The 26,043-nt window shown below is 64.9% G+C and carries 26 protein-coding genes; 12 read left to right on the forward strand and 14 right to left on the reverse strand.

Annotated features, from left to right (window positions below; all coding sequences use genetic code 11):
* Positions 1-245: 245 nt before the first annotated feature.
* From MVA47_RS08760 to MVA47_RS08775, 4 genes are all read right to left on the reverse strand, one after another.
* A complete protein-coding gene (locus MVA47_RS08760; RefSeq protein ID WP_247207514.1) occupies positions 246-860 on the reverse strand; it encodes an FABP family protein in 615 nt (204 codons plus the stop codon).
* Positions 861-1,156: 296 nt separating this feature from the next.
* Complete coding sequence (locus MVA47_RS08765; protein ID WP_023957291.1) at positions 1,157-1,462, reverse strand: DUF1416 domain-containing protein; 306 nt, start codon at positions 1,460-1,462, stop codon at positions 1,157-1,159.
* 2 nt (positions 1,463-1,464) lie between these two features.
* The gene (locus tag MVA47_RS08770) at positions 1,465-2,304 is read right to left on the reverse strand and encodes a sulfurtransferase (protein WP_023957290.1); all 840 of its coding nucleotides are present in this window, start codon (positions 2,302-2,304) and stop codon (positions 1,465-1,467) included.
* A 280-nt stretch (positions 2,305-2,584) separates the two neighbouring features.
* Positions 2,585-3,421: an LmeA family phospholipid-binding protein gene (locus MVA47_RS08775; protein ID WP_247207515.1), complete on the reverse strand. Its 837-nt coding sequence runs from the start codon at positions 3,419-3,421 to the stop codon at positions 2,585-2,587.
* Between the two features lie 177 nt (positions 3,422-3,598).
* On the opposite strand from MVA47_RS08775, the gene MVA47_RS08780 reads away from it, so the two are divergent.
* The 8 genes from MVA47_RS08780 (at position 3,599) to MVA47_RS08815 (ending at position 11,672) form a co-directional block, all read left to right on the forward strand.
* The gene (locus MVA47_RS08780; protein ID WP_247207516.1) at positions 3,599-4,384 is read left to right on the forward strand and encodes a response regulator transcription factor; all 786 of its coding nucleotides are present in this window, start codon (positions 3,599-3,601) and stop codon (positions 4,382-4,384) included.
* Complete coding sequence (mshD, locus tag MVA47_RS08785; protein WP_247207517.1) at positions 4,374-5,240, forward strand: mycothiol synthase; 867 nt, start codon at positions 4,374-4,376, stop codon at positions 5,238-5,240. The genes MVA47_RS08780 and mshD overlap by 11 nt, the downstream gene beginning before the upstream one ends.
* 211 nt (positions 5,241-5,451) lie before the next feature.
* Complete coding sequence (gene pstS, locus MVA47_RS08790; protein ID WP_030173918.1) at positions 5,452-6,558, forward strand: phosphate ABC transporter substrate-binding protein PstS; 1,107 nt, start codon at positions 5,452-5,454, stop codon at positions 6,556-6,558.
* A 33-nt stretch (positions 6,559-6,591) separates the two neighbouring features.
* A complete protein-coding gene (gene pstC / locus MVA47_RS08795) occupies positions 6,592-7,623 on the forward strand; it encodes a phosphate ABC transporter permease subunit PstC (RefSeq protein WP_023957283.1) in 1,032 nt (343 codons plus the stop codon).
* Positions 7,620-8,534 carry a phosphate ABC transporter permease PstA gene (gene pstA, locus MVA47_RS08800; RefSeq protein ID WP_247207518.1) on the forward strand — a complete coding sequence of 305 codons (915 nt, stop codon included), beginning with the start codon at positions 7,620-7,622 and terminating at the stop codon, positions 8,532-8,534. Before pstC ends, pstA begins: the two co-directional genes overlap by 4 nt.
* A gap of 9 nt (positions 8,535-8,543) precedes the next feature.
* A complete protein-coding gene (gene pstB / locus MVA47_RS08805) occupies positions 8,544-9,320 on the forward strand; it encodes a phosphate ABC transporter ATP-binding protein PstB (protein ID WP_023957280.1) in 777 nt (258 codons plus the stop codon).
* 71 nt (positions 9,321-9,391) lie between these two features.
* Entirely contained in the window at positions 9,392-10,810 is a 1,419-nt protein-coding gene (locus tag MVA47_RS27000; RefSeq protein ID WP_247207519.1) for an FHA domain-containing protein, read from the forward strand.
* The gene (locus tag MVA47_RS08815; RefSeq protein WP_247207520.1) at positions 10,800-11,672 is read left to right on the forward strand and encodes a protein kinase; all 873 of its coding nucleotides are present in this window, start codon (positions 10,800-10,802) and stop codon (positions 11,670-11,672) included. The genes MVA47_RS27000 and MVA47_RS08815 overlap by 11 nt, the downstream gene beginning before the upstream one ends.
* A gap of 6 nt (positions 11,673-11,678) precedes the next feature.
* Here MVA47_RS08815 and phoU read toward each other — a convergent pair whose 3' ends face one another.
* The 7 genes from phoU to MVA47_RS08850 all read right to left on the reverse strand — a co-directional run bounded on the left by phoU (position 11,679) and on the right by MVA47_RS08850 (position 18,266).
* Positions 11,679-12,338 (reverse strand): phosphate signaling complex protein PhoU, encoded by a 660-nt coding sequence (gene phoU / locus MVA47_RS08820; protein ID WP_116917290.1) that lies wholly within the window; start codon positions 12,336-12,338, stop codon positions 11,679-11,681.
* A 99-nt stretch (positions 12,339-12,437) separates the two neighbouring features.
* Positions 12,438-14,273: an LCP family protein gene (locus MVA47_RS08825; RefSeq protein ID WP_247207521.1), complete on the reverse strand. Its 1,836-nt coding sequence runs from the start codon at positions 14,271-14,273 to the stop codon at positions 12,438-12,440.
* Positions 14,274-14,503: 230 nt separating this feature from the next.
* Positions 14,504-14,644 carry a hypothetical protein gene (locus MVA47_RS08830; RefSeq protein ID WP_247207522.1) on the reverse strand — a complete coding sequence of 47 codons (141 nt, stop codon included), beginning with the start codon at positions 14,642-14,644 and terminating at the stop codon, positions 14,504-14,506.
* Positions 14,645-14,844: 200 nt separating this feature from the next.
* The gene (gene dusB / locus MVA47_RS08835; RefSeq protein ID WP_281505114.1) at positions 14,845-16,005 is read right to left on the reverse strand and encodes a tRNA dihydrouridine synthase DusB; all 1,161 of its coding nucleotides are present in this window, start codon (positions 16,003-16,005) and stop codon (positions 14,845-14,847) included.
* Between the two features lie 38 nt (positions 16,006-16,043).
* Complete coding sequence (locus tag MVA47_RS08840; protein ID WP_247207523.1) at positions 16,044-17,036, reverse strand: acyl-ACP desaturase; 993 nt, start codon at positions 17,034-17,036, stop codon at positions 16,044-16,046.
* Positions 17,037-17,295: 259 nt separating this feature from the next.
* Entirely contained in the window at positions 17,296-17,796 is a 501-nt protein-coding gene (locus tag MVA47_RS08845) for a nuclear transport factor 2 family protein (RefSeq protein WP_247207524.1), read from the reverse strand.
* Complete coding sequence (locus MVA47_RS08850) at positions 17,796-18,266, reverse strand: hypothetical protein (protein WP_247207525.1); 471 nt, start codon at positions 18,264-18,266, stop codon at positions 17,796-17,798. The genes MVA47_RS08845 and MVA47_RS08850 overlap by 1 nt, the downstream gene beginning before the upstream one ends.
* A gap of 156 nt (positions 18,267-18,422) precedes the next feature.
* On the opposite strand from MVA47_RS08850, the gene MVA47_RS08855 reads away from it, so the two are divergent.
* The 4 genes from MVA47_RS08855 to MVA47_RS08870 all read left to right on the forward strand — a co-directional run bounded on the left by MVA47_RS08855 (position 18,423) and on the right by MVA47_RS08870 (position 23,514).
* Complete coding sequence (locus MVA47_RS08855; RefSeq protein WP_247207526.1) at positions 18,423-20,414, forward strand: serine/threonine-protein kinase; 1,992 nt, start codon at positions 18,423-18,425, stop codon at positions 20,412-20,414.
* The gene (locus MVA47_RS08860; protein ID WP_247207527.1) at positions 20,411-21,226 is read left to right on the forward strand and encodes a hypothetical protein; all 816 of its coding nucleotides are present in this window, start codon (positions 20,411-20,413) and stop codon (positions 21,224-21,226) included. The genes MVA47_RS08855 and MVA47_RS08860 overlap by 4 nt, the downstream gene beginning before the upstream one ends.
* Positions 21,227-21,388: 162 nt before the next feature.
* Entirely contained in the window at positions 21,389-22,876 is a 1,488-nt protein-coding gene (locus MVA47_RS08865) for a hypothetical protein (RefSeq protein ID WP_281505115.1), read from the forward strand.
* Positions 22,873-23,514 carry a DUF305 domain-containing protein gene (locus tag MVA47_RS08870; protein WP_247207529.1) on the forward strand — a complete coding sequence of 214 codons (642 nt, stop codon included), beginning with the start codon at positions 22,873-22,875 and terminating at the stop codon, positions 23,512-23,514. Before MVA47_RS08865 ends, MVA47_RS08870 begins: the two co-directional genes overlap by 4 nt.
* Before the next feature lie 17 nt (positions 23,515-23,531).
* Here the strand turns inward: MVA47_RS08870 and MVA47_RS08875 are convergent, their stop codons facing one another.
* The 3 genes from MVA47_RS08875 to MVA47_RS08885 are packed head-to-tail and all read right to left on the reverse strand — an operon-like array spanning position 23,532 to position 26,001.
* On the reverse strand, positions 23,532-23,723 hold the full coding sequence (locus MVA47_RS08875; protein WP_247207530.1) for a hypothetical protein: 192 nt from the start codon (positions 23,721-23,723) through the stop codon (positions 23,532-23,534).
* 59 nt (positions 23,724-23,782) lie between these two features.
* Positions 23,783-24,703: an alpha/beta fold hydrolase gene (locus MVA47_RS08880; RefSeq protein WP_247207531.1), complete on the reverse strand. Its 921-nt coding sequence runs from the start codon at positions 24,701-24,703 to the stop codon at positions 23,783-23,785.
* A 59-nt stretch (positions 24,704-24,762) separates the two neighbouring features.
* Positions 24,763-26,001 carry an MFS transporter gene (locus MVA47_RS08885; protein ID WP_051406473.1) on the reverse strand — a complete coding sequence of 413 codons (1,239 nt, stop codon included), beginning with the start codon at positions 25,999-26,001 and terminating at the stop codon, positions 24,763-24,765.
* Between the last annotated feature and the right edge of the window lie 42 nt (positions 26,002-26,043).

The following is a 26,043-nucleotide window of genomic DNA, read 5'->3' on the forward strand; positions in this document are numbered from 1 at the left end:
TGAATCCACAATGGTCACCGGACCCCCGCACCTCGGCCTTGTCCAGGCCGAGAGAGCCCGCTGAGAAGTGGGTGGTGCGGGGGTCTATCCATTTCCGGCTTTCCCGCTGCCGGGCGATCGGTGTCGGATCCGCCGCAATCGTGGCCGGCTCGGTGGGGAAGTCCGCCGATGCCCTGGCGATCGAACAGCGTGTGTCGCTGTCCCGAGGAACTGGCGAACGGCTATCGGGCAGCGAACGTCGGCATTTACCCGGCGTAGCGGCGCAGTTTGGCCGATGCGCGGGGAACGAGGTCGCCGTCCGCATCGACCCGTTCCTCGACGTAGGCGAGATCGCCGTCCTCGACGAGGCCGTACAGACGTTTGGCGCCTCCGGCACGAGGGCCCGACGCAGCTTTGATCACGACGTCGGTGGCCAATTCCCACGACGTCTGATTGAGCGGCTTGCCATAGAACAGTTCCACCCAGCCCTCGGCATGGGTGAGGAGGAGTTCGATGACGTCGTCATCGCCGATTCGCCAGAACCCGGCCTCGCGCTCACCGGGGCCGACGTAGTTGGCGTCCGCGTCGATGATCCAGGTGCGGGATTGCCAGACGAGGTAGTTGCCGCCGTCGTGGCTGATGATGACCTGTTGACCGAAGTGGTGGTCACCGTTCTCGGGGTCGTAACCTTCCCCTTCGCCGCGCCACACACCGACCATGGGTAGGAGCGCCAGCAGCCCGGGATGCAGGTCAGGGCCCTGACGCAGGTTGGCCGTGTCGTCCGGCAGCGGAAGATCGGGCAGCGACGGGACGTTACGCGCCGCGGTTTCCTGCGCGCGGATCGCCGCCTGATTGATCGCTTCGTCGCCCGAACGGGTCACGATTCGTCAGTGACCAGCCGGTAGAGGACGTACAGGCCAAACCAGGAAATCAGGATGGTTGCCAGCACCAGCAACGCTTCGAAGAATATGACCACCAGAGCATTCTAGCTCCCGATGATGGGCGGGTGCGTGTGGGGATTCCCTCAGTGTGGCCGCGTGCGCGAGTGCACACAGATCGGTCAGCACGGTCACATCTGGCCACGGTCACGCGAGTTGTGTGCACGGAGGCACACGGCAGTCGAGAAAGAAGCCCGGCCCGCCTCGAGAGGCGGGCCGGGCTCGTCGGATCCGACCTTCTACTTGCTGACGGTCACGTTCTGTTCGTGCACGCCGGGGCCCTCCGGGCTCACGGTGGCATCACCGTTGCCGATGGACGACAGCGCACGCAACGACCACGTGCCGGGCGCGGCGAAGAACCGGAAGTCACCGGTACCGCTGGCGACCACCTCTGCGGTGAACTCGCCGGTGTTGTCGAGAAGGCGGACGAACGCGCCGGCAACGGGGTTGCCGTCGGTGTCGACGACCTGACCTGTCAACACTGTTTCTTTTTCGGTATCGACACCGGCGGGCATCTTCTGTCCCTGTTTAGGCGCAGCACACATGATTACTTGCTCTCTCCCAGTTCGATCGGGGCGCCGACGAGTGAGCCGTATTCGACCCAGCTGCCGTCGTAGTTCTTGACGTTCTTCTTGCCGAGCAGCTGATCGAGCACGAACCAGGTGTGGCTCGAGCGCTCACCGATGCGGCAGTAGGCGATGGTCTCTTTGCTGTCGTCGAAACCCTTTTCGGCGTACAGCTTTTCGAGGTCATCGTCCGCCTTGAAGGTGCCGTCCTCGTTGGCGGTGGTGCTCCACGGGATGTTGATCGCGCCCGGGACATGGCCACGCTGCTGGGCCTGCTCCTGCGGCAGGTGTGCGGGAGCGAGGATCTTGCCCGAGAACTCGTCGGGGCTGCGCACGTCGACCAGGTTCTTGCTGCCGATGGCGTTGATGACCTCGTCGCGGAATGCGCGGATGCTCGTGTCCGGGGCAGATGCGGTGTACGTGGTGGCTGGGCGGGTGACCTCGTCGGTCGACAGCGGACGGCCGTCGAGCTCCCATTTCTTGCGGCCGCCGTCGATGAGCTTGACGTCCTTGTGGCCGTAGAGCTTGAAGTACCAGTAGGCGTAGGCAGCGAACCAGTTGTTGTTGCCGCCGTAGAGAACAACGGTGTCGTCGTTGGAGACGCCCTTGGCCGACAACAACTCCGAGAACTGCTCCTGGTTCAGGAAGTCGCGGCGAACGCCGTCCTGCAGGTCTTTGCGCCAGTCGAGGCGGATGGCGCCTTCGATGTGTCCGCCCTCGTAGGCGGTGGTGTCCTCGTCGACCTCGATGAAGACGGTCTTGTCTGCTTTCAGGTTCTGCTCAGCCCAGTCGGCGCTGACCAGGACGTCGGAGCGAGCCATGGTTTTCCTTTCGTGGTGGATGCGGCATCGAGAAGCGATCCGCAGTAGATACAACTGTGGTGGTGCTCGGAGGTTGGAGCTTGGGGGGTGGTGCTGGGGCGTGATGAATCGCTGGAGCGAAGAACGCGAACCAGGGGCACGCCGGACGTGCGGGACGCGGAAGATCTCGGAACGGCCCGCCGGTTACCGGCTCAGACAGCAACAATTGGCGATACGACAGAAGTCGATCGCCCGACGGCGGGTGAGCATCAACTCACAGCCCAGTTGCATGGCCGACAGCTTACCGCAGCGTGCGACCACTCCGAGATGGCCCTTCCCAGAAGTCCCGAGCGGTTGCGACCAACGGCGCGGGCTCGGCCTCGAGCACCACATCGCTGCCCTGTGAGGCCGCCTCCACCGCCGGCAACGACCACGGAAGTGGCAGTACCGGAAGCGTCTTGGTGAACTGGGCGAGCACCATCGACTCGGCCCCGGGCGGAACGTCGGACTCCACGTGCTCGGCGGGACCGGAGTAGAGGTTGCGGGCATCGATGTGAAGAGCACCTTCACGTACGGACAGATCAACCGCGACGCTCACCTTTTCGCGGCGTTGCCCGGAACTGTGACCGGAATTACGTGGATCGCTCACATTGACCGTCCCGGTCAGGATGACGCCGGTGCTGGTCGAGAGGATCCCGTCGCCCGGACCACCACCGCCGGCCTTGTCTTCGGGCGCCGGCGTGGTGACGGTGAGGTCGACGATGCCGAGGAATCGGCCGAGATTGACCGAGTCGATCTTCAGGGACGCGGTGGCCTTGGCCGCAGTCAGTTCGGTGTTCTGTCCGATGACCCATTTGCCCTCTGCTCGGCGCACGTCGGACAGCTTCGACCGCAGGTCGCCCCGGCGCCCATCACCCAGGTCAGCGCCCCGCGCAGTGATGCCGATCTGGTCGTAGGTGTCGCCGGCGGCCTGGTCGACGAAGGGAAAGCCGGAGATGGTGATCTCGGGGTCGAACTCCAGGTCGGAAGCCTCCCGCAACGCGGTGGAATAGCGGTACTCTGCGTAGGCCGCGGATGCGAAATCGGCGATCGTGGCGACCAAGAGGGTGATGAGCACACCGACTGCCAGCTTGCGCAACGATTCCCCTCTGTAATGGACTCAGTCCATCCGGCGACGCGGCCGGCGACCGCCGGTGGAGACTCCCGCTGGGGACTTGTTAACGGGTAACGACCGATATGACGCTATTCTGTCATCTATCTCGCACACGTTGGTAAGGCAGCGTACATATACGAATAATCGAGATCGGAGTGGTTTGTGGATCTCTTGTTACTGACAGCCGATCCCACCCCTGAGTCTGTATTGCCGTCGTTGTCACTGCTGGCTCATACCGTTCGAGTGGCGCCCACCGAGGTGTCCTCATTGATGGAAGCCGGAAACGCAGATGTAGCCATCGTTGATGCGCGTTCTGACCTTGCCGCCGCGCGCGGCCTGTGCCGACTGCTGGGGAGTACGGGTTCATCGGTCCCCGTGGTCGCGGTGCTGACCGAGGGCGGTCTGGTGGCCGTCAACTCCGAATGGGGCCTCGACGACTTCCTGCTGCCCGACACCGGTCCGGCCGAACTCGATGCGCGCCTGCGCCTTCTGGTCGTGCGCACCCGAGGCGTCACCGCCGAGGAGGCCAGTGGAAAGGTCACCCTCGGTGACCTGGTGATCGACGAGGGCACCTACACGGCACGGCTGCGTGGACGCCCGCTCGACCTGACCTACAAGGAGTTCGAACTCCTGAAGTACCTCGCGCAGAACGCCGGTCGCGTCTTCACCCGGGCTCAACTGCTTCAAGAGGTGTGGGGATACGACTTCTTCGGCGGCACCCGCACGGTCGACGTGCACGTCCGGCGTCTTCGCGCCAAACTCGGCAGCGAGTACGAGTCGTTGATCGGTACCGTCCGGAACGTCGGCTACAAGGCGGTGCGTCCGAGCCGGGGCGGTCGCGGTGGCGGCGAGACCTCCACCGACAACGGAGATCTCGACGATCTGGGTGGATCGGACGAGGTCGAGTTCCCGGACCAGGAACTGAGTTCGAGCGCCAATGGTGGCTGACGTCGGCCCTGTCCGCGACCTCTTGACTGCCGCCGCCCGCGCAGACGGTGTCGCGCCATTGGGCGAGCAGGCGGTGGCCGTCATCGGCCGTGAGGGCGTCAGGGAGTTCACCGTCTCATCCGGCGACACTGTTGTCGGGTATGCCAACGTCACCCCTGCCCGAGAGGGCGAACCGGCGATGATCGAGCTTGCGGTGCACCCCGAACACCGCCGACGCGGTCACGGGAAGCGGCTGCTGACAACAACTCTGGAGCAGGTGCCCGACAATCGTCGTGTGTGGGCGCATGGGAATCTGCCCGCCGCGCAGGCGCTGGCGGCGTCAGTGGGCCTCACTGCCCGGCGCGAGCTGCTGCAATTGCGACGGCCTCTGGCCGGGGCCGAACTCCCGTCGCTCACCGTGCCCGACGATCTTGTTCTGCGAACGTACGCGGGGCCGTCGGACGACGCGGAGATCTTGCGGGTCAACAACGTGGCCTTCGAGTGGCATCCGGAGCAGGGCGGTTGGAGCGACGACGAGATCGCCACGCGTACGGGCGCCGAGTGGTTTGACCCTGCGGGGTTGTTCCTCGTGTTCGATGCGTCTGATCCTCACACCTTGCTGGGCTTCCACTGGACAAAGGTGCACCCTGCCGAGGGTGACACCCCCGCACTGGGAGAGGTGTACATCGTCGGCGTGGACGCCACCGCCCAGGGACGAGGTCTGGGACGGTTGCTCACCCTGGCCGGCCTGCACCACCTCCAGCAGCGTGGCCTCGCGGAGGTCGAACTCTACGTCGAGGGCGACAACAAGGCTGCGCTCAACACCTACGCCAAGCTCGGGTTCACCCAGTACGCGATCGACGTCGCGTACGGCTGAGTGCCGTCCCGAGCGTCGGCCCGGGCAATGTCCGATTCGTCACCATGGCTGTTCACCTCTCGTTCACCTCTCCAGGGGTATCGCTTCACTCTCGCTCTGTAGCTTCCAAACCGCAGCAGGACGCGATGCGCTACGGCGTCGTGGCTGCCTGTGAATCATTGCGACCTGTGTCGAGCAGACTGCCGATGCACGAATCGAAGGACTTCTTCAGGTGAACTTGAAAAACAGTGGAGCAATCCTGGGCGTGTTTGCTGCCTCAACGCTGCTGATCTCGGCGTGTGGAAACTCCGCGTCAGACTCCGACACGGCCAAGAAGGTCGAAGGCGTCACATGTGAAGGCCAGGCGAATCTGAAGGCCAGTGGATCAAGTGCGCAGGCCAACGCCATGACCCTGTTCGCCAACTCCTACGCCACCACGTGCGAGGGCAAGACCATCGACTACAACTCCAACGGCTCCGGCGCCGGCGTCAAGGAGTTCACCGGCGGCCTCACCAACTTCGGTGGCAGCGACTCACCGCTGAAGGAAGACGAAGCCACCGCCGCGGCCACCACCTGCGGGTCCGAGGCCTGGAACCTCCCCCTCGTCTTCGGCCCCATCGCCGTCACCTACAACCTCGACGGCGTCGACGCCGTCAACCTGTCGGGCCCCACCCTCGGCAAGATCTTCAACGGCACCATCAAGAAGTGGAACGATCCGGCCATCGCCGCCGAGAACTCCGGCGTGTCCCTGCCCGACCAGGACATCATCGTGATCTTCCGCTCGGATGAGTCCGGCACCACCGACAACTTCCAGAAGTACCTGGAAGCCGCATCGGATGGCACCTGGACCCAGGGCGCGGGCAAGTCGTTCGCCGGCGGTGTCGGTGAGGGCGCGAAGGGCAACGAGGGCACCTCGGCCGCCATCAAGAACTCGCCCGGATCGATCACCTACAACGAGTGGTCCTACGCCACCAACCAGGGCCTGAGCATCGCCAACATCATCACCTCGGCCGGTCCTGAGGCCGTGCCGCTCTCGGTCGAGACCGTGGGCAAGACCATCGACGGCGCGACACTGAAGAACCCGGGCTCGAACAACCTGGTCCTCGACACCTCGAGCTTCTACAAGCCGTCCGTCGCAGGTGCCTACCCGATCGTGCTGGCCACCTACGAGATCGTCTGCAGCAACTACTCGGACGATGCCACCGGCCAGGCCGTGAAGTCGTTCCTCAAGGTCGCTGCGAGCACCGACGTGCAGAGCTCACTCGAGGCCGAGGGATACATCCCGATCCCCGAGGGCTTCAGCACCCAACTGAACACAGCCATCGATTCCATTCAGTGACTGATCTCTCTCATAAGTTAGGGCAGGAAAGCGATGACGGTGCATGACGCGGTCGGGCAATCTGACAAAGTAGGCGCGGTGAGCCCAAGCGCATCAGCTCCCGAGCCTTCGGACAGTCAATCGGATCTGAAGTCGAACTCCCGACAAAATCGGAGTCGGTTCTACGATCAGGCGTTCAAGGTGCTGGCTTTGACGGCCGGTGGCTTTGTCTGCCTGGTGATCCTGTTGATCGCACTGAACCTACTCTTCGAGGCCATCCCCTCATTGAGAGTGGACAACGTCAACTTCTTGACGAGTTCGGTGTGGGACACCACCAACGCTCTGAACCTCCGGTTCGGAATCCTCGACCTGCTCAAGGTCACGGTTCTGAGCTCGGTGTTCGCACTGGCGTTGGCGGTGCCCATCGCGATCGGTATCGCGACATTCCTTGTGTCGTATGCACCGGCGCGGTTGTCCCGACCGCTCGGCGCCGTCGTCGACCTGCTTGCCGCAGTGCCGTCGATCATCTTCGGCCTGTGGGGCATGGCGGTTCTCGGACCCAAGCTCCAGCCGGTCGCCGACTTCCTCAACAGCAACCTCGGATGGTTCTTCCTCTTCGCCGACGGCAACGTCTCGAGCGGAACGATCTTCACCGCCGGAATCGTGCTGGCGATCATGATCCTTCCGATCATCACGTCGATCTCCCGTGAGGTGCTGCAGCAGACCCCTGTGCTGCACAAGGAAGCGGCTCTGGCACTGGGCGCGACGAAGTGGGAGATGCTGCGGATGACCTCATTCCCCTACGCACGTAGTGGAATGATCGCGGCGTCGATGCTCGCGCTCGGTCGCGCACTCGGTGAGACGGTTGCCGTCCTCATCATCCTGCGGGCCGCGACATCGACGTCCGGGTTCAGCCTCTTCGATGGTGGATACACATTCGCCTCCAAGATCGCCTCTGGCGCAGGTGAGTTCAACCAGCCCCTGCCGACCGGCGCGTACATCGCCGCAGGTTTGGTGCTGTTCTTGCTGACCTTCGTGGTCAATGCCATCGCCCGGGTCCTCTCCGGCGGAAAGGTAAACGGATGAGCACCTCAACCATCGATGGCAGCAGCCCGGTCAAGGCCGGCAGTCTGTACAAGCCGGTCTCGCCCGGCCGGCGCCTCAAGAACCAGTCGGCCACGATCGTTTTCACCCTGTGCTTCGTGATCGCGATGATTCCCCTGGTGATGGTGCTCTTCACCGTCATCAGCAAGGGTTTCGAAGCCATCATCAAGCCGGAGTGGTGGTCGGGCGACCAGTTCCTGATCGGGCCGACTAGCTTCTCCGGCGGTGTCGGACACGCGATCCTGGGCACGATCCTCACGGCATTGATCGCCGCCGTGATCGCCGTGCCGATCGGCATCATGGCCGCGATCATGTTGGTGGAGTACCCGAACAGCAAGCTGGTCAAGCCCACCTCGTTCATGGTGGACATCCTCGCCGGCGTCCCGTCGATCGTCGCGGCGCTGTTCATCTTCACCGTGTGGGTGACCACGTTCGGTCTGCCTCAGAGCGGCTTCGCGGTCAGCCTGGCACTTGTGCTGCTGATGCTCCCGGTGGTTGTCCGCTCCACCGAGGAGATGCTCAAGCTCGTCCCCGACGAGTTGCGTGAGGCCTCGTACGCGCTGGGCATCAGCAAGTCCAAGACCATCGTGAAAATTGTTGTCCCGACGGCGATGTCGGGAATCATCTCCGGAGTGTTCCTCGCCACCGCGCGAATCATGGGTGAGACCGCCCCGGTGCTGATCCTGGTGGGTTATACCGCCTCGGTGAACTACGACCCTTTCCAGAACAACATGACATCGCTGCCGTTGTTCATCTACAACCAGTTGGCAAACCCCAATCCCGCCGGGGAATACCGCGTCTGGGGTGCAGCGCTGACCCTGGTCATCGTGATCGCGCTGGCGAATGCACTCGCGGCGCTGGCTTCTAAACTGCTCGCGCCGAAGACGAAATGAGATAAGGCAATGGCAAAGAGACTCGACCTCAAAGATCTGAACATCTACTACAGCGCCTTTCACGCCGTCAAGGACGTGAGCCTGGAAGTGCCGCCCCGCTGCGTCACGGCGTTCATCGGCCCTTCCGGCTGTGGTAAGTCCACCGTGCTGCGCACGCTCAACCGCATGCACGAGGTGACCCCCGGTGCTCGTGTCGAGGGCAAGGTCCTGCTCGACGGCGACGACATCTACGGCAAGGGCATCGACCCGGTGTCGGTCCGCTCCACGATCGGCATGGTGTTCCAGCGCCCCAACCCGTTCCCGACGATGTCCATCAAGGACAACGTGGTGGCCGGTCTGCGCCTGCAGGGTGTGCGCGACAAGAAGGTGCTCGACGAGACCGCCGAGCGCAGCCTGCGCGGAGCGAACCTGTGGGAAGAGGTCAAGGACCGGCTGAACAAGCCCGGCGGTGGCCTCTCCGGTGGTCAGCAGCAGCGTCTGTGTATCGCGCGTGCGATCGCGGTGTCGCCTGACGTGCTCCTGATGGACGAGCCGTGTTCGGCACTCGACCCCATCTCGACGCTCGCCATCGAGGACCTGATCACCGAACTCAAGAAGGACTACACGGTGGTGATCGTGACGCACAACATGCAGCAGGCTGCCCGCGTCAGCGACCAGACCGCGTTCTTCAACCTGGCGGCCGTCGGTCAGCCCGGACAGCTGGTCGAGCTCAGTGACACCGAGACGATGTTCTCCAACCCGACGCAGAAGGCGACGGAAGACTACATCTCCGGCCGTTTCGGCTGATCCTCGCAGGTACCCGAAGAAAACGGCCCCATGTTTCCGCATGGGGCCGTTTCCTTGCCAGAATGGTCCCCGTGACGGCAAAACATCCGGTGAGCGTGCTGCCTGGCCGCGGCATCGTGCTCCGCCGTGGACCGTCGCTCCTGCTCATCGACGCCGATCCGATCCGGAGCAGCGCAACGCTCACAGATCTGGCGCATCTCGCCACCGAGCCGCTCGAACAGGCCGGCCGCGTCGACGGGTCGCGGCTACGGTCGCTGACCAAGTGGTTGCTGGCCAACGAGGACAGCAGCCCGGATTTCGCGGTGGTCTCCACCGACCGGCACGGGGGTCTGGAGGTCTTCGTCTACGGTGCCGCGAGTGCGAGGATCTACGTCACCGAGTTCGCCACGCCGGAGGTCATCAGGGGAGCAGACGCCGGTTTCCTGGTACAGCGCAGCTATCCGAGCAGTGTGTTCGCGGTGGCCCTGACCATCGATGAGGACGACCCGCTGGGCGGTGGACCGATCGGATCGGGCGGTCTGGCCCCGTCCGAGATCTTCTCGCTCGAAAAAGGTGCGGCACCCGGCGCCGGCGTGGTGCTGTGGCCATCGGCCTCGCCTTCCACCGACAGTGCGGTATATGCCGTACCGGCAGTGACGCCGATGCCGTCGGCTGCCGACGAGCCCACAGGTGTCCCGGTGGTGGTGAGTCCCGAACTCGTCGACACCGCGATGGCGGTAACCGAAACGCCTTTGCTACCACCGGCACTCTCGGTGAGGCTGGACGACTTCGACAACCACACCGCAGCTGGGCGGGCACCGTTGCCGATCGTCGGTGGCCGGCGCAGAGCTGCCTCGGCTCGGCGGGGAATCGCCGAGCCGACACTGGTCCCGCCGCGTGACGTGGTCGGACCGGCCGATGCCGCACTGGCATCGGCGCCGACCGATGTCGCGAATCGTCCTGTGCGTCCATCTGATCCGAAGGTCTCGGCGCGCGAACAACAGGTGCAGATCCAGGGTCTGCTGTGCCAGAACGGTCACATCAACGATCCGCGGTCACCGGTCTGTACTCGATGCGGTATTCGGATCAACCGGATGACGGGGGCGATGGTGCAGGGTCCGCGACCGCCGCTGGGGCTACTCGTCATCGACGACGGCACCACCTACGTGGTGGCCGGCGATCTGATGATCGGACGTGATCCCGAGCCGATGGTCGCAGCCAGGGGTGGTGTCGCAAGTGCGGGTATCGGACCACTGGACCCCATTCGCATCAACGACACCTCGGGGTCGATGTCGCGCGCGCATTGTGAACTGCGACTGGTGGATTGGGATGTCCGGGTGGTGGATGCCGGCTCAGTGAACGGGACGTATGTCCGGCTGCCACGCGCGCCTGGCTGGATCACGTTGCGCCGCGGCCAGGAAGCGGTGTTGTATCCGGGATCCGAACTGCGGGTGGGAAGTCGCTCATTGCTGTTCGAGGCGCCGCACGGGAGGATCAGCGATGTTCGTTGACCCGACATCGGGTACCGACGCTCGCCGGCTGCCCCCGGCGATCGCCGACTACCGGACAGTCCGGGCGCTCGGTGCGGGCAGCCACGGTACGTGTTATCTGGCGGTGCCCCCGGCCCGGCTGCAGCTGAATGTCGAACACGTTGCGCTGAAGGTCTTTTCGAACCCCTGCGGTGAAGACGCCTTCCATCGCGGTGTGCTCGAACTCCGCAGTTTCGCCGCCGTACGGTCCCCACATCTGGTGCATCTGTACGAAGCGGCACTGGGTGACCTCTTCATGTACGCGATGGACTACTTCCCGGGTGGGTCGATGGCTGCCCCATCGATGCCGCTGCAGCGTGACCAGGCACTCGCCGTGCTCGAGTGCGCGGCCAGAGGGGCACACGACATGCACGAGGCCGGGTTGGTCCACTCCGACATCAAACCGGCAAACGTGTTGATTGCTGGAGGTGATCGCGCGGGTACCACGGCATCACCAGCCGGAGTACTGTCCGATCTCGGTCTGGCCCGGGTGATCACCGCGGCGACCGCGGTCAGCGGCATCGGGTCGTCCGCGTCACTCGAATATGCCGACCCCGACACCCTTGTCGGTCAAACACCCTCGCGTGCAACGGATATCTGGGCTCTGGGAGCGACGATCCACCGCACTCTGACCGGTGAAGGCCTCTACGGTGAACTGCCCGACATGCAGCCGCTGGTGGCGATCCGCACGGTGCAGTCCACCAAACCCAGGATCAGTACGACACTTTCACCGGCTGAACGCGACCTGGTGTCGGAATGCCTTGCCCCGCACAGCGATCGATTCAGGACGGCTGCAGAACTGGCCGACCGGATCTCCGAGGTGCGACGCACTGCACCCCGGTAGGAGCCGCTAGACCTCGGTGAACTGCTCCGGGGTCTGCCCCGTCGCCTGGAACACCACGCGACGTCCGATCAGCACAGCGTGGTCGGAAAAGCGCTCGTAATACCGGCCGAGCAACGTGACGTCCACTGCGGCAGCGACGCCGTGACGCCACTCGCGGTCCATCAACACCGTGAACAGGTGGCGGTGGAGGTCGTCCATCGCGTCGTCATCGTCCTGCAGCTTCAGCGCGTCCTCGGGGTTCTGGCTGTTGAGGACTTCACGCGCGTTGGTCGCCATGGTGATGGCGAGCCGGCCCATTTCGGCGAAGTAGCCGTTGACCTCTTCGGGCAGCGCCTTGGCGGGGTGGCGACGGCGGGCGACCTTGGCGACGTGCAGCGCTAGCGCACCCATGCGGTCGATGTCGGCGACGATCTGGAATCCACTCACGATCGAACGCAGATCGCCGGCGACCGGCGCCTGCAACGCGAGGAGGGCGAACGCCCGTTCCTCGGCTTGCGTCGACAGCTGGGTCAATTGCTCGTGGTCGCTGATCACCGACTCGGCGACCGCGAGGTCGGCTTGGAGCAGGGCTTGGGTGGATCGCTCCATCGCAATCCCGGCCAACGCACACATTTGTCCCAGAACTCCGTTGAGTTCGGCCATCTGCTCAATGTAGGCACTACGCATGAGCCAACGGTACTGCCACGATCGGTGGGAATGGTGGTCAGGTGGTGAACTGCGAATGAACGAGTGGCACAGGCTCGATGTCGGCGTAGCCGGCCCGACTCATGCGCAGGTTGTATCCCCGGCGTTCGTGACCGTGAGGTCGTTGGGCAACTCGTCTGTTCCCGACTCGCGTGGCAGTTCGGCAACGGTGATCTGGCTTCCGGCGAGAGCCGGCGACCCCGGGTTCCCGCTGTAGTCGCTGCCGACGATGACCTCGATACCCGACTGCACGGTGTTGTCCGCCTGGATGCTCGCCCCGGGGAACAACTGTGCAACGGTGGCCGCCGCAGCCTGTTGCCCTTCGCCGTACCTCACGACGGTGTCGGTGCGGTTCTCGGAGGCGTCGGCAACACCCTGGACGCCGAAACCCTGATTGGCCAGACTCTCGGCGATGCCGGTGGCAACTCCGGCGGAACCGGTGCCGTTGAGCACCCGCATGCTGACCGAATACGGATCCAGCGCGCTGACGGTGACGTCTGCCGGACGCGAGGGCGTCGAAGAAGTTGTTGTGCTGGTTGTTGTTCCGGCCGGTTTCTCTTCCTTCTCTCCGGGCAGCGGTTCGTCGTTGATGATCGCGTCGAAGATCGCACGGATGTCGGCATCACGGGGGATCTCGTTGCCCGAGCCGTCTTCGGCCGTGCCCGAGGTGGGGACGGTGAGGAAGGTGACGCGGCCGGCGTCGAGCCCTTGCATCGACTGGGCCAATTGGAGAAGGTCGTCGGTGTTCACCTGATCGACGAAGCTGTTCTGGATGAAGGTGTCGACGATGCCGTTCAGCGTCGCGGGATTGGACAAGACCTTGCTGGAGAGCGCTCCGCGCAGCAGCGACGAGAGGAACAGCTGCTGGCGTTTGATGCGCCCGTAGTCACCGTTGCCCTCGGTGTCGATGGTGCGGGCGCGTACGTAATTGAGGGCAGCTTTACCGCGGATCTTCTGCTTACCGGGCTTGGTGAGGATGGGGCCCAGCTCGAAATCGTTGAGCGGGACCGGCGAGCAGACCTCGACACCACCGATCTTGTTCACGACCTTCTCGAATCCCGAGAAGTCCATCGCGATGAAGTGGTTGATGTTCAGGCCGCTGATGGCGGTGAGTGTGTCGACGATGCACTTGGGGCCGCCGTCGCCATAGGCGGTGTTGAGCTTGGCGCCCGTCTCGGCGGGCACGATCTGGCCGGTGTATTCGCCCTTGTCGTTGTCCCACGTTGTGCACTCGGGACGGTTGATCTGCAGGTCCCGCGGGAAACTCACCGCGACCACGCGGCTGCGGTCGGCCGGGATGTTCACGAGGATCACCGTGTCCGACCTGGCACCGCCGGCGTCCTCGGTGGTACCGGCGCCGATCTGCCCGTTCTTTCCCGACCGGGTGTCGGTGCCGACGATCAGGTAGGTTTCGTCGCCGGTCTGCAGTTCTTTGCCGCGGATCTCGCTGTTGTCCGGGTTGACGGCATCGACGATGTTCCAGTTGCCGTCTTTGACCTTCTGGTAGCCCCATACCGCGCCCGTGCCCAGGAGTGTCATGACGCAGGCGAGAGCGAGGAGGACTCGGCCACCCATCCGGGCATTCCTGGTCAGCGCGGCTCGATCGCGGCCCTTGGGCGTCGCGGCATGTCTGCGGCCGCGGGCCGTACCCGCGCCGGATTCGGGAACCACCGCCGGCTGAACACGGTCGGCCACGCTGTCGTGCGACGGGTCCGGATCCGGCTCGGGATCGGCGGAGAGGTAGACGGGTGGGTCGTCCTTGGCGGCCGGGATGACCTCTGTCTGGGAGTCGTCGTCCCGTTGCGGAGGGTCGGTGCGCGCGAAGGGATGGCTCGGCGTGCCAGACGGGGAGGGCGGCCCACCGGCCGGACCGCGGCCGCCGCGTGGGTTGGGATCGGACGGGGGACCCGGATCCACCGCACGGCTGATGGTCTCGGTAGGGGCATCGGCGGGGCGGACGCGGCGTGGGCGCGGCGGCGGAACCGAAGGTCCGTCGGACGGAGGTGTCGAGGAACGGTCTGTCGAGGATCGGGGTTCGCCGGCCGGGGGCTGCGACGGCCCGTCGGAGGCGGCTCGAGACGAAGGGGATGGTGCGGCGCGTCCGGACGAGCCGGCGGCATTCATCCGATTGAGTAGTTCCTGAACCGTCAATCGGCCCGCGGCGTCACGAGGCAGTTCCCGAGCGGGGGTTCACGGAGTACCTCATCCGATGGCGCGCCGAGCTGGCGGCGAATCAGATCGCGGCGTTCCTCGGGTGTGCGTCCCCGGAGCTCGTCGTCGCTGCTCACTCATGTTCCTTCGGACTTCTGGGCACCGGGCTGTATCTCAGGCCCGTCGAAAAACATGTCGGCCGGGCAGGCGCGTTCACGATGATACTGGCCGAACCTGTATGTGCCTTGTTGCCGAGCGTTCGTCGGCCGTTGTTCTTGTGTACGAGTTCGGCAGCGTGAAACCGAGGTTTCCGGAACCGGTATTTCCATTGGTGGTGCTATCCGCCGGAATGCATGACCTCGGCGCCGTCGGGAACGCAGTCGTCGTCCGGGTCATCGAGCCAGCCGTGGGGGAGGGCCACGGCCGACGGCGACCCCTGCCGTCCGCGCGGACCATGGCCGTCGCGGGGAAAGGGCACGTCAGCGGGTAATTGGCCCACCATGTCGGCAAGTTGATCGACGGTCTCGACCAAGGCCATGTCGCGACGCAACTCCGAGCCGACGGGGAAACCGCGCAGATACCAGGCAACGTGTTTGCGGATTTCCCGCATGCCCTTGAACTCGCCGTGGTGATCGGCGAGCAGCTGTCCGTGCCGGACGATGATCTGCGCCACTTCGCCGAGCGTGGGGGCCGCCGGGGTGGGCAATCCGTTCAGTTCGGCGCTCAGTTCGGAGAACAGCCATGGCCGGCCGAGACATCCACGACCGATGACCACGCCGTCGCAGCCGGTCTGATTCATCATCCGGGTGGCGTCGGCGGGCTCGAAGATGTCGCCGTTGCCGAGGACGGGCACGTCGGTCACGTGCTCCTTGAGTCGTGCGATCTCGTCCCAGTCGGCGCTCCCGGAATAGCGTTGCGAGGCCGTACGAGCATGCAGCGCAACAGCTTTCGCGCCCTCGGCGGCAGCGATCCGACCGGCGTCGAGGTGAGTGTGGTGCTCGTCGTCGATTCCGATGCGGAACTTGACGGTTACGGGGATGTCGGTGCCCTCGGTGGCGTGGACGGCAGCGGCGACGATGTTGGCGAACAGGCGGCGCTTGTAGGGGATGGCCGAGCCGCCGCCCTTGCGTGTCACCTTTGGCACCGGGCAGCCGAAGTTCATGTCGATGTGGTCGGCGAGGTTCTCGTCGACGATCATCTTGGCCGCGGCATAGGTGTACTCGGGATCAACCGTGTAGAGCTGCATCGACCGCGGGTTCTCTTCCGGGGCGAACGTGGTCATGTGCATCGTGACCGGGTGGCGCTCCACAAGAGCGCGGGCCGTGACCATCTCACAGACGTAGAGACCGGCAACGGTCCCGGTCCGGGCGAGCTCGAGTTCACGGCACAACGTACGGAAGGCAACGTTGGTCACCCCGGCCATCGGAGCCAGGACCACCGGGCTGGAGAGCTCGATGGACCCGATGGACAGTGCCGGGGTGGTGCGCGTGTCTGGCAGCAGGGCGGTCAGGATGTGGCCTTTCCGAGAAGTCGCCGCTAGGAAGCGGCGCGGGCCTTTTCGCGCTTGGCCGCTTCGCGAGCGAGTGCGCGGTCACGCATCTCTTCGAACTTGATGGTGTCTGAGGCCAGCTTGTCGAGGAACGCGGCCAGCTCTTCGCGGGTCTTCTCGCCCTCCGCGCTGAAGTCCTCGCGCTCGAAGATGTTCCACTTGCGCAGGACGGGCTGGATGACCTCTTCGAGGTGCTGACGCAGGTCGTAGATGCCGTGCTTGGCCATGAGGACGCCGTTGCGACGGAAGTTCGGCATGCCGAGGCCGGGCATCTGGAAGTTGGAGACCACTTCGTAGATCGCTCGGATGGTCTGGTCGGGGGAGATGTCGAGGCCGGCACCGCAGATGTTGCGGTAGAACACCATGTGCAGGTTCTCGTCGGCGGCGATGCGCTGGAGCATGCGGTCGGCGATCGGGTCGTTGCAGGCCTTGCCGGTGTTGCGGTGCGAGACCCGCGTCGCGAGTTCCTGGAAGGTCACATACGCCACCGAACGCAGCAGTCCGGCGCTGGTCTCGCCGAGTTCTTCAGCTCGCTTACCCGCGGTCGCGAGTGAGGAGAAGCCGTTTGTCATATGGATCATGCGAGCTTCTTCGAGGGCGACGGGATCGACGCCGCGGGTGACCACCAGGTAGTCGCGCATCGCGATGCCGTGGCGGTTCTCTTCGGCGGTCCAGCGTCCGACCCAGTGGCCCCACGCGTCGTCCATCGAGAAGTTCTCCGCGATCTCGCGGTGATAGGACGGCAGGTTGTCCTCGGTCAGGAGGTTGGTGACCATCGCGGCCTTGGCCACGTCGTCGAGCCTCGACTGCTCCGGATCCCAGTCGACACCACCGAGAGCCGCGAAGTTCTGCCCTTCGTCCCAGGGGACGTAGTCATGCGGGTTCCAGTCCTTGGCAAGGCGCAGATGGCGATTGACGTTTTCCTCGGCCACCGGCTCCAGTTCTTTCAAGAGCTCCAGTTGAGTCAACTCGCGGGCCATTAGTTATTCCTCCAAGAACGGCTAGGCGTGATAAGGGTCCAGGCTACGGGAACGCACTACCGCCACCCAAGTTCTTCGCGCCGGCGCGAGGGTGTGTCGAACCCCTCGCGCCACTGGATCGCTGCTGGTCAGTCGTGGCTTGGTTACTGCTCGAACTGAGTGCCCCGATGGTCCCCGTGTGTGGTGCATCTTACTGACGTGATGCGAATCCGCCCAGAAAAACTGAACTACCAATCTATTGTTGGCAGCGAGCGATCCTTCAGAAGTACTTGCCCACCGTGTCGAGCCATCTACCGGCCTCGTCGGTCAGGTTCCCCAGCTCCTGTGCCCTATGACACCAGGCTTTGGCTGCCTGAGCAAACTCCATCGGGTTGTAGACGTCCTCTTCCTTGGACCAGAGCCCGTCGCCGGCGTACGTCAGGATCGTGATGTTGGTGGCCGTGAACAACGAACCGTCGCCGGGGTCGCGCAGGGGGTTGTCGATCTCGCAGATCACCCGGTCGGTCTCTTGGTCGATCACATGCCACAGTGCCGGGAAGGCGACCATGTGACTGCCCGGGAACCGGCCCATGGTCTTGATCACCCAGGTGCGGATCTCTTCGCGCCCCTTGAAGGTGCCCATGGCGTGTTCGACGTAGTCGGCATCGTCGGTGAACTGCTCGGCCCAGGGGTTCCAGTCGTGGGTTTCGGCAACCTGCTCGACCATCTTCTCGAACCGGGCGAACTCGCTCTCGAGTTCGGCGCGACTGAAGCGCCCCATCAGAATCCGTCACCGGGGGCGATGGTGATGGTCGCGTCGATGCGTTGGATCAGGCAATCGCCGTTGAACCGGAAGGTCTCGTCCACGGCGGCATCGGCCACATTGAGGTCGCCGACTCCATATTCGAGGTCGTAGATCACCCGGACCGAGTCGCCGCTGCCCGACCACTGTTCGTTGTCCAGCGAGGTGATGCCGCTGTATTGCAGATGTAGAGCGAGTTCGGCCTTCATCACGTCGCCGGAGAACCCGGTCTGCAGCCCGTTCTCGAATCGGACCACGTTGTCGGCAAGGGGGACGTCGTAGGCGTACGAGGGGTCGACGAGCGCATCGAGGTAGGTCTGGGCGCCGGCCACGCGATCGGCCGCAGTGCATGTACCGGCGGGGGAGGCGGAAGCGGCGCCCGCGCCTGCGGACACCGTGGCGCCCACCGCCGCGACACAGACCAGTACCCGGACAACGTCAGATTTCATGGCGCTGAGCGTATTTGCCGAACCGTGTCACGCGGGCTGTTTTGGCGTGATCGGTCAGACGGTGTAATCGGGCTCCGAGATCTGGTCTGCCCCAGTCTGTGGTGGCTACTATCTGCTCAGCTCACCGACCATGGGTGAGAGGTGGAAGGGCATGAGATGAGCGTGGCGATCGGTTCCTACATCGGTGGCTATCAAATTCTGGAGCTGCTCGGCCGCGGCGGGATGGGGGAGGTGTACAAGGCCCAGCACCCCCGGTTGCCGAGAGCCGATGCCATCAAGTTGCTGAACAACACCTACGGCAGCGACCCCGACACCCGGGCTCGGTTCGAGCGGGAAGCGGATCTGGTCGCCCCACTCAGTCACCCGAACCTGGTGAACGTGCTGGACCGAGGTACTCACGAGGGTCAGCTGTGGATTGCGATGGAGTTCGTGTCGGGTACCGACGCGGCACACATGTTGATCGACGGACCGTTGCATCCGCGACTTGCGGTGCAGATCATCTCCGAGGTCGCCGACGGACTGGACTACGCGCACCGCAAGGGGCTGTTGCACCGCGACGTCAAGCCCGGGAACATCCTGATCACGCCAGGTGCCGATCCGATGAACCCGGATGCGGTGAAACTCACCGACTTCGGCATCGCGCGGATGGCGCAAGAGACCGACAGCAGTCTCACGTCGGTGGGGATGACGGTGGGCACGCTGCGGTACAGCGCACCTGAACAGATCGGCGGCGAGGAGATCGACCACCGTGCCGACGTGTACGCGCTTGGTTGCACGCTCTACGAGTTGCTCACCGCGACAGCACCTTTCGACGCCCCCACCAGTCAAGGCCTGATGGCGGCGCACATGTTCAACGCCCCGCCCAACCCGGCGGCCGTCAATCCCGCGGTGCCGGCGGCGATGGCTTCGGTGATCGCCAGGGCTATGGCCAAGAAACCCGCTGACCGTTTCGACAGCGCCCGCGAGCTGGCCGATGCCGCACTGGAAGCGCTGCAAGGCGGTGGGGCGCCGCAGAGCACGCGCGCACAGAGCGCTTTTGTGCCCATACCGGTCAAACCCGTTGTGCCGCCGACGAATGCCCCGCGGTCGGCCGCTGCGGTGACCTTCCCTCCGGCCGCGACGCCCGGGCCCGTGCCGTCCAACCCGTACCAACCGGGACCGTATCCCTCCGCCCCCGGACAGTCCACTCCCGGACAGCCCGCGGCCCCGCACTCGTCACCGCAGCACTTCACTCCCCAGCATTCTTCGCCGGGTCAGTCGAACCCGTATCAGGGGGCGGGCCAGGGATACCCGGGGATGGCGTCGAGTGGACAACGTCCGGCCTACGCGGGCACCGGACCCGCGGCGCCCCCGACGCCGAACGGTCCGTGGTTCACCCGCCCTGCGGTGCTCGCCGGGCCGGTGGTGGTGCTCGCGGTGGTGCTCGGTGTGATTGCCGCCACGCTGATCACCGGCGGCGGCAGTGCGCTGGCTGCGCCGCAGAAGCCCGCCGTCGAACTGGCCGCAGAGTCCGTGGACATCAGTTGGTCCGCGGTGGACGGCGCGTCCGAGTACGTTCTGCGGCAAGGTGATTCGGTCATCTATGTCGGGGACAAAACCGAGTATGCACAACCCATGCCGTTGCCGGGTACGTACTCGTACACGGTGTCGGCGCGATCGGGCGACCGGGATGAATCGTCCTATAGCCCGGCGAGTGACGAGGTCGCGGTGGCGCAACGGTGGCACGGTCTGGAACAGATGGCGTCCACCTTCGGGGAGATCGTCGGCCCGAGCCCGTTGTCCACCGACACCTTCGGGCAAGAAGCGTGCTGGGGCGGCACGGGCAGTGTCGACCAGGAGATCCCGAAGACGGGCGTCATCTTCTGCCGCGACGCCGCTGCCACCTACACAGTGCAGCTGCGGCAGTTCCCGTCTCGCCAGGTCCGCGACGAGTATCTGGACAGTCTCAACTTGAAGACGTCGTCGGTGACCACCGATCAGGGCGCCGACGGCACCCTCTATCAGGGCAACGGCCCGACCAGTGACTGGGCGGGTACCGCGATCCTGGCCTTCGATGACACCGATCGTGAGGTGTACGACTTGAGCGTCACCATGGAGAGCGGCAAAGACGCCGACGCCGTGGCCCTGTTGGACAGGCTTCCGCTGTGAAGCGCTGGGGATGGCCCCTGCTGGTGGTCGCCGGGGTGGTGGCGCTGATTCTCGCGTTCACCATCACCTACTTCGTGCGGGGTGCCGGCAATTCGGTGTCGAGTCCGGGGACGGTCACGGCCAGTGCCGAGGGCCCTGTGGTGAATGTCAGCTGGAAGTCGGCGTCAGGAGCCGATTCCTATCTGCTCAGTCGGGGTGAGGCGGTGGTGTACTCGGGCCCGGCCACCGAGTTCACCGACATCTCGGCGGTGGCTCCTTCAGGCGGCGACCGGGTGGAGTACCGGGTGCGGGCGGTGGACGACAAGGGCCGCGTGTCCGAACCGAGCGCTTCGGCGTCGGTCGAGGTGGGCTCCGGGTGGGGGCTGTATGCGGAGTCGGCCCAACGGTTGCCCGAGCTGTTACCGGCGGGACCCGACGAGCAGGGCTACAACGGCATGCGATGCGAGACACGGATGGATGCCGTGCCGCCGGAGGAAGGTGACGGGCCAGACGGATCGGGCGAGCAGTTCATCAAGGCGGGATTCCGCTGTGTCCTGGACTCCGGTGGTGAGCAGTACGACCTGTGGACCGACTTCTATGTCACACCCGAGGCGCTCGAGAGCCGGATGGACGACATCCGCGGTTTCGACGGGGTGACCAGCACAACGTGGCAGAACGGGCGGGCGGTCAGCGGTGGCGGCGGGGACGAGCCACGATGGATGGCGCTGACGGTCGATGGTATGCCCGACGTGTACATCGAACTCTCCGCCGTGGACAAGGCCACCACGTCCGATCAGCTCGTCGATGCGGTGAACAGCCTGCCCGTGGGCTGACCACCACCGCGGAAAAATCCTGAAAGCGCACCTCGTCGCAGCCGAGCGGCGTTACGCTCCCGCGAAGCACGGCAATGAAGCCGGAGGGGGCTTGTTGTGGGCGCATGGGCGGGAAACAAGGGCGCGGTCCGGATCGCGGTGATCTTCGGTGCGGTCCTGGCGATGGCAACGGCGACGGTCGGTCCGGCTTCGGCGGCCGCGCCGCCCGGGTACAACGACCTGATCGACGTCTGGCCGACCGCGGTGGACGTGGCGGACTGTCGTCCGGGTGATCAGGTCGAGACCGGTATCCAGGGCGAGGTGCCCTTGGCGGACCGAAAGTCCGGGCGCAGCACCAAGGGTTACAACTGCAACATCGATCTGATCGGTCAGTATCAGGGGCAGGGCGCCGGCATCGTCAGTGCCACCTACGGTCACTGTTCGTACACGGGTTCTTCTTTCCCCACCAACTTCTTGGGACCCGATCCCGGGGTGCAGGTGATCGACGTCAGCGATCCGGCCAATCCACGGATGACGGATGTGCTGAGCGAACCTGCGATGGTGGGCGGCACCTGGGAGTCGTTGAAGGTCAACAAGGAACGTGGACTCCTGGTGGGCACGGGGGTGGGCATCCTCGAGGGCGCCGGTTACATCTCGGTGTACGACATCGCCACCGACTGCGCGCACCCGCGGCTGCTCAACACCGGCGCCGGGTCCCAGCTGTCGATGCCGATTCCGGTCACCACCCACGAGGGCGACTTCTCGCCTGACGGGAACACGTACTGGGCCACCGGCATTGCGCCCGGCTACGTCAGCGCCATCGACATCACCGATCCGCGTGATCCGATGGTGGTGTGGTCCGGGGTCACGGGTGTCGAGGCCCATGGTCTCGGGTTCTCGCCGGACGGCAACACCATGTATCTGTCGAATCTTCTGGGACTGACGATGATCGACGTCTCGGCGGTGCAGAACCGCACACCGAGAACGATTGTGCCCGAACTCATGCCGCACGTCGGTGAAAAGCTCTGGGCCGATGGTCAGATCACTCAACACAGCATCTACGTCACCTACGACGGGCAGCCGCACGTTTTCAGCGTCGACGAGGGCGGTTCGGGTGGCGTCAAGTTGTTCGATGCGGCGCGCTCGTCGAATCTCCAGCAGCGCAACGCGATCAAGTTGGCGATCAATCTGCCGGACAACGCCAACAGGTGGGCCCAGAGCACCACTGCCAACGGCGCGTTCGGTTACGACGCCCACTACTGCTCGGTGGATCGTCCGGTCGATCCGACCGCGATGGCATGCGGGTGGATCCAGTCGGGCGTCCGAGTGTTCGACATCAGCGACCCCGACCACTTCGAGGAGGTCGCGTACTTCAACCCACCCGCGCAGACGGGCAAGAACTGGCAGTTGAGCAACTCTCTGCACGCTCTGCTCGGCTCCATCGCGGCTCCGCCGATCATCGGCACGCTGGCGGTCGCCCGGGCAGTGCTGCAGGGCGACAGCCCCGTCGACGGGATAATCAATGATCAGAGTCGTCTCGTGGGAGGCGACCTCTCGGCCGACTGGTGTCTGTCACCACCGGAGTTCCACGGCGATCAGCTCTGGGTGACCTGCATGGACAACGGGTTCATGGCCCTGGCGCTCGATCCGGCGGTATACCCGATCCGATGAAAGCCATTGTCGGCCAACGGTTATGGTTGATCACTGCGGTTGTCGTGGCCTTGGTCGTCGGGCTGGGTGTCGGGTTGATGGTCGACCGCGGAGGTCCGGAGTCGAAGGTGGCCGGAGAGTCGGCGACCGCCGTGGACGTGGGCTTTGCACAAGACATGTCCGCACATCACCAGCAGGCCCTCATGATGTGCGACCTACTGGCGCCGACAGCGCAGCCGGATGTCCGGGCGCTCGCGGCCCAGATCGAGCAGGCGCAGTGGCGCGAGATCGGGCAGATGCAGGGCTGGCTACAGATGCTCGACGCACCGCTGCAGGCGACGCGTCCGATGAGCTGGATGGAAGCGGGTGGCCATCAGCACGCCGCGGGTGTGTCGACGATGCCGGGGATGGCCAGTGGCGACGAACTGACCCGGTTGTCGTCGGCCGACGATGTGCAGAGCGAGATCTTGTTCCTGCAGTTGATGATCCGGCACCACCAAGGGGCGATCGACATGGCCGCAGAAGCGGCCCGGAGCGCTGGAGAACCCGCCATTCGGCGTGCGGCAGTCGGGATGGTGAAGTCGCAGTCGGACGAGATATCAGTGATGACGGTGATGCTCGACCAACGAGGTGGGGACACCCTGCCGTACCCGGTGTGAGCTCGGCGGGTGCCCGATCACTCCGGTTTGGGTGCGCCTTCGGACTCGCCCGAGGTTGTCGTGTTCTCCGCTGCGTGGGCTTCGGGGTCACCGGCGCGACGATCCATCGGGTCGACTCCGTCGACGCCCTCGAGGACGGTGAACTCCTGCTCCGCGGACGCCACGAACTCCTTGGCTTCTTGTTTGATCTTGTGCACCCAGTCGGACATTCGGCACTCCTGTTCCGCTCGCGGACGCCCGGTCGGCGCCAGAGACCACCCTACGTCGTTCACCGTTTGCCGAGCGCGGTCTCCGAATCCCAGACCGCCATCAGCTCACCGAGGATGTCGACCGCCAAGCCCAGTCCGCCCAGATGGCTCTCACCGGGCATGGTGAACATCTTGGCGTCGGGCAGTAGATGCACCACGTGTTCGCCGTGCTTGTGCGGAATGATGTGGTCGTGGTCGCCGTGCCACCAGCGCACCGGGACGGTCACGTCGCCGACCGAGAATCCCCAATCGCGGGCGAAGACAACAACATCGGCGAACGGGGCCTCCATCTGACGGCGTCCGCCGTTGAGGAGATCGTCGAGGAACATCGCTTTGAACTCGGGGCGCTGGAGCAGTTCGCGGTCGGCAGCGGGGGACAGCCGTCCGTAGAGACCGATGGCCGGCCCGGCAACCGGTCGTGCCACTCGCACGACCGAACTGACAACCCGCCCGATCGGAGCCCCGGCCGTCTGCAGCAGGGGTGCGAGGAACTTGCCCAGTTCCATGGCGCCCCCACCGATCGCGTCGGGCCCGACCGCGGGTGCCACGCCGCCGAGTACGCCGGCGACGACCACTCGGTCGGGCATCGCATGGGCCACGCCCAGCGCGTAAGGGCCTCCGCCGGAGAGGCCGATGACCGCGAACTCGTCCACGCCGAGGGTGTCGGCGACGGTGGCGAGATCGTCGGCGAAGGCGAGCACGTTGGGGTAGCTGTACGGGGTCGAAGACCCGACGCCGGGCCGGTCGAGACCGATGATCCGGATGTTCTCCGCTTCGCCGAGATCGCGGACCTCGATCGGGATCTGCCGCCTGGCGCCAGGCGTGCCGTGGAGCCAGAACACAGCTCGGCCGGTCGCGGAACCGAACTCGGCGAACCCGATCCGGCGTCCCTCACCGACCGCCACGGAGCCTTCGATCTTGGGTCGTTCGATGTCGATCATCCATCCAGAATGGCACCGAACGCCGGCCGCGTGTGCAATTTGCTGGTGGAACGCCTGCCTCACTCGTGGGAGGACAACACCACCCGGCCGTGGTCGAGCGAAGGCCGCATGTGACCGGCGCGCATCAGCAGAAGTCCGCACCCCGCCACGGCGATCGCGCTGATCGCACCACCGACGATCAGTGGTGCACGCGGATCGGTCACCTGGGCGAGCCAGCCCAGCAAGGGGCTGCCGATCGGCGTGCCGCCGAGGAAACAGAGCATGTAGATGCCCATCACCCGGCCGCGCATCTGCGAATCGACCGACAGTTGCATGATGTTCATCGCCGAGGTGGTGAACATGATGTTGGCGACACCGACCGGGATGAGGACCACTGCCACCAGCCAGAAGGTCGGCATCACACCGACGACCACCTCGAAGACCCCGAACGCGAGTGCGCCGGCCAGAAAGTGCCGTAGCCGTGCCGGTTTTGTCCGGCGGGCTGCCACCAGTGCTCCGCTGAGTGTGCCCACGGCCAGCATCGTGGACAGCAGACCGTATCCGCCTGCAGTTCCCTCGAAGGTGTTCGCGGTCAGGAGCGCAAGCGAGAGTGGGAAGTTCAGGCCGAAGGTGGAGACGACGAACACCGTCGCGAGGACCACGACGAGGTGGCGGTTGCGGCGCACGTAGCGCACCCCACTTCGGATCGAGCGGTCCGTGGTGGCACGGGCGGAGCGGATCAGCTCCGAGGTGCGCATCGCGAACAATCCGGCCAACACCGCCAGTGAGGTGACCGCATTGATGAGGAAGACCGGGCCGGTGTCCACCAAGGTGATCAGGAGCCCGGCCACGGCAGGTCCGATGATCCGGGCGAGATTGAACGTCAGCGAGTTCAGTGCCACGGCGTTGGGCAACTGCTCCGCGCCCACCATCTCGATGGTGAACGACTGCCGGATCGGCGCATCGATCGCCGAGACGCACCCCAAGGCGAACGAGAGGATGTACACCCAGGCCAGAGTTGCCATCCCCGCCACATCGAGCACCCCGAGAATCAGGGCACACAAGGCGATGGTGGTCTGGGTGGCGATGAGGAGTTTGCGTTTGTCGAACCGGTCGGCCAGCGCTCCGGCGGGTAGCGACACGATGGCCGTGGGGCCGAATTGCAAGGCCATGACGATGCCGACCGCAACGCCGCTGCCTCCGGACAGTTCCAGTACCAGCCAGTCCTGGGCGATGCGCTGCATCCAGGTCCCGACGAGCGAGACCACCTGCCCACCGGCCCAGAGACGGTAGTTGCGTACCCCGAGAGACGAGAACATCACCGGGAGTTGCATCGGAAATAGTTTACCGCTGCCAACTAA

Source organism: Williamsia sp. DF01-3 (genome assembly GCF_023051145.1).
Taxonomy (GTDB): Bacteria; Actinomycetota; Actinomycetes; order Mycobacteriales; family Mycobacteriaceae; genus Williamsia.

Excerpts from the sequence above, each read along its gene's own strand:
- MVA47_RS08765 (WP_023957291.1), bottom strand. The coding sequence starts at position 1,462 with ATGTGTGCTGCGCCTAAACAGGGACAGAAGATGCCCGCCGGTGTCGAT.
- MVA47_RS08770 (WP_023957290.1), bottom strand. The coding sequence starts at position 2,304 with ATGGCTCGCTCCGACGTCCTGGTCAGCGCCGACTGGGCTGAGCAGAAC.
- mshD (WP_247207517.1), top strand. The coding sequence starts at position 4,374 with ATGGTGGCTGACGTCGGCCCTGTCCGCGACCTCTTGACTGCCGCCGCC.
- pstC (WP_023957283.1), top strand. The coding sequence starts at position 6,592 with ATGACGGTGCATGACGCGGTCGGGCAATCTGACAAAGTAGGCGCGGTG.
- pstA (WP_247207518.1), top strand. The coding sequence starts at position 7,620 with ATGAGCACCTCAACCATCGATGGCAGCAGCCCGGTCAAGGCCGGCAGT.
- pstB (WP_023957280.1), top strand. The coding sequence starts at position 8,544 with ATGGCAAAGAGACTCGACCTCAAAGATCTGAACATCTACTACAGCGCC.
- MVA47_RS08815 (WP_247207520.1), top strand. The coding sequence starts at position 10,800 with ATGTTCGTTGACCCGACATCGGGTACCGACGCTCGCCGGCTGCCCCCG.
- phoU (WP_116917290.1), bottom strand. The coding sequence starts at position 12,338 with ATGCGTAGTGCCTACATTGAGCAGATGGCCGAACTCAACGGAGTTCTG.
- MVA47_RS08840 (WP_247207523.1), bottom strand. The coding sequence starts at position 17,036 with ATGGCCCGCGAGTTGACTCAACTGGAGCTCTTGAAAGAACTGGAGCCG.
- MVA47_RS08845 (WP_247207524.1), bottom strand. The coding sequence starts at position 17,796 with ATGGGGCGCTTCAGTCGCGCCGAACTCGAGAGCGAGTTCGCCCGGTTC.
- MVA47_RS08850 (WP_247207525.1), bottom strand. The coding sequence starts at position 18,266 with ATGAAATCTGACGTTGTCCGGGTACTGGTCTGTGTCGCGGCGGTGGGC.
- MVA47_RS08855 (WP_247207526.1), top strand. The coding sequence starts at position 18,423 with ATGAGCGTGGCGATCGGTTCCTACATCGGTGGCTATCAAATTCTGGAG.
- MVA47_RS08865 (WP_281505115.1), top strand. The coding sequence starts at position 21,389 with ATGGCAACGGCGACGGTCGGTCCGGCTTCGGCGGCCGCGCCGCCCGGG.
- MVA47_RS08870 (WP_247207529.1), top strand. The coding sequence starts at position 22,873 with ATGAAAGCCATTGTCGGCCAACGGTTATGGTTGATCACTGCGGTTGTC.
- MVA47_RS08875 (WP_247207530.1), bottom strand. The coding sequence starts at position 23,723 with ATGTCCGACTGGGTGCACAAGATCAAACAAGAAGCCAAGGAGTTCGTG.
- MVA47_RS08880 (WP_247207531.1), bottom strand. The coding sequence starts at position 24,703 with ATGATCGACATCGAACGACCCAAGATCGAAGGCTCCGTGGCGGTCGGT.
- MVA47_RS08885 (WP_051406473.1), bottom strand. The coding sequence starts at position 26,001 with ATGTTCTCGTCTCTCGGGGTACGCAACTACCGTCTCTGGGCCGGTGGG.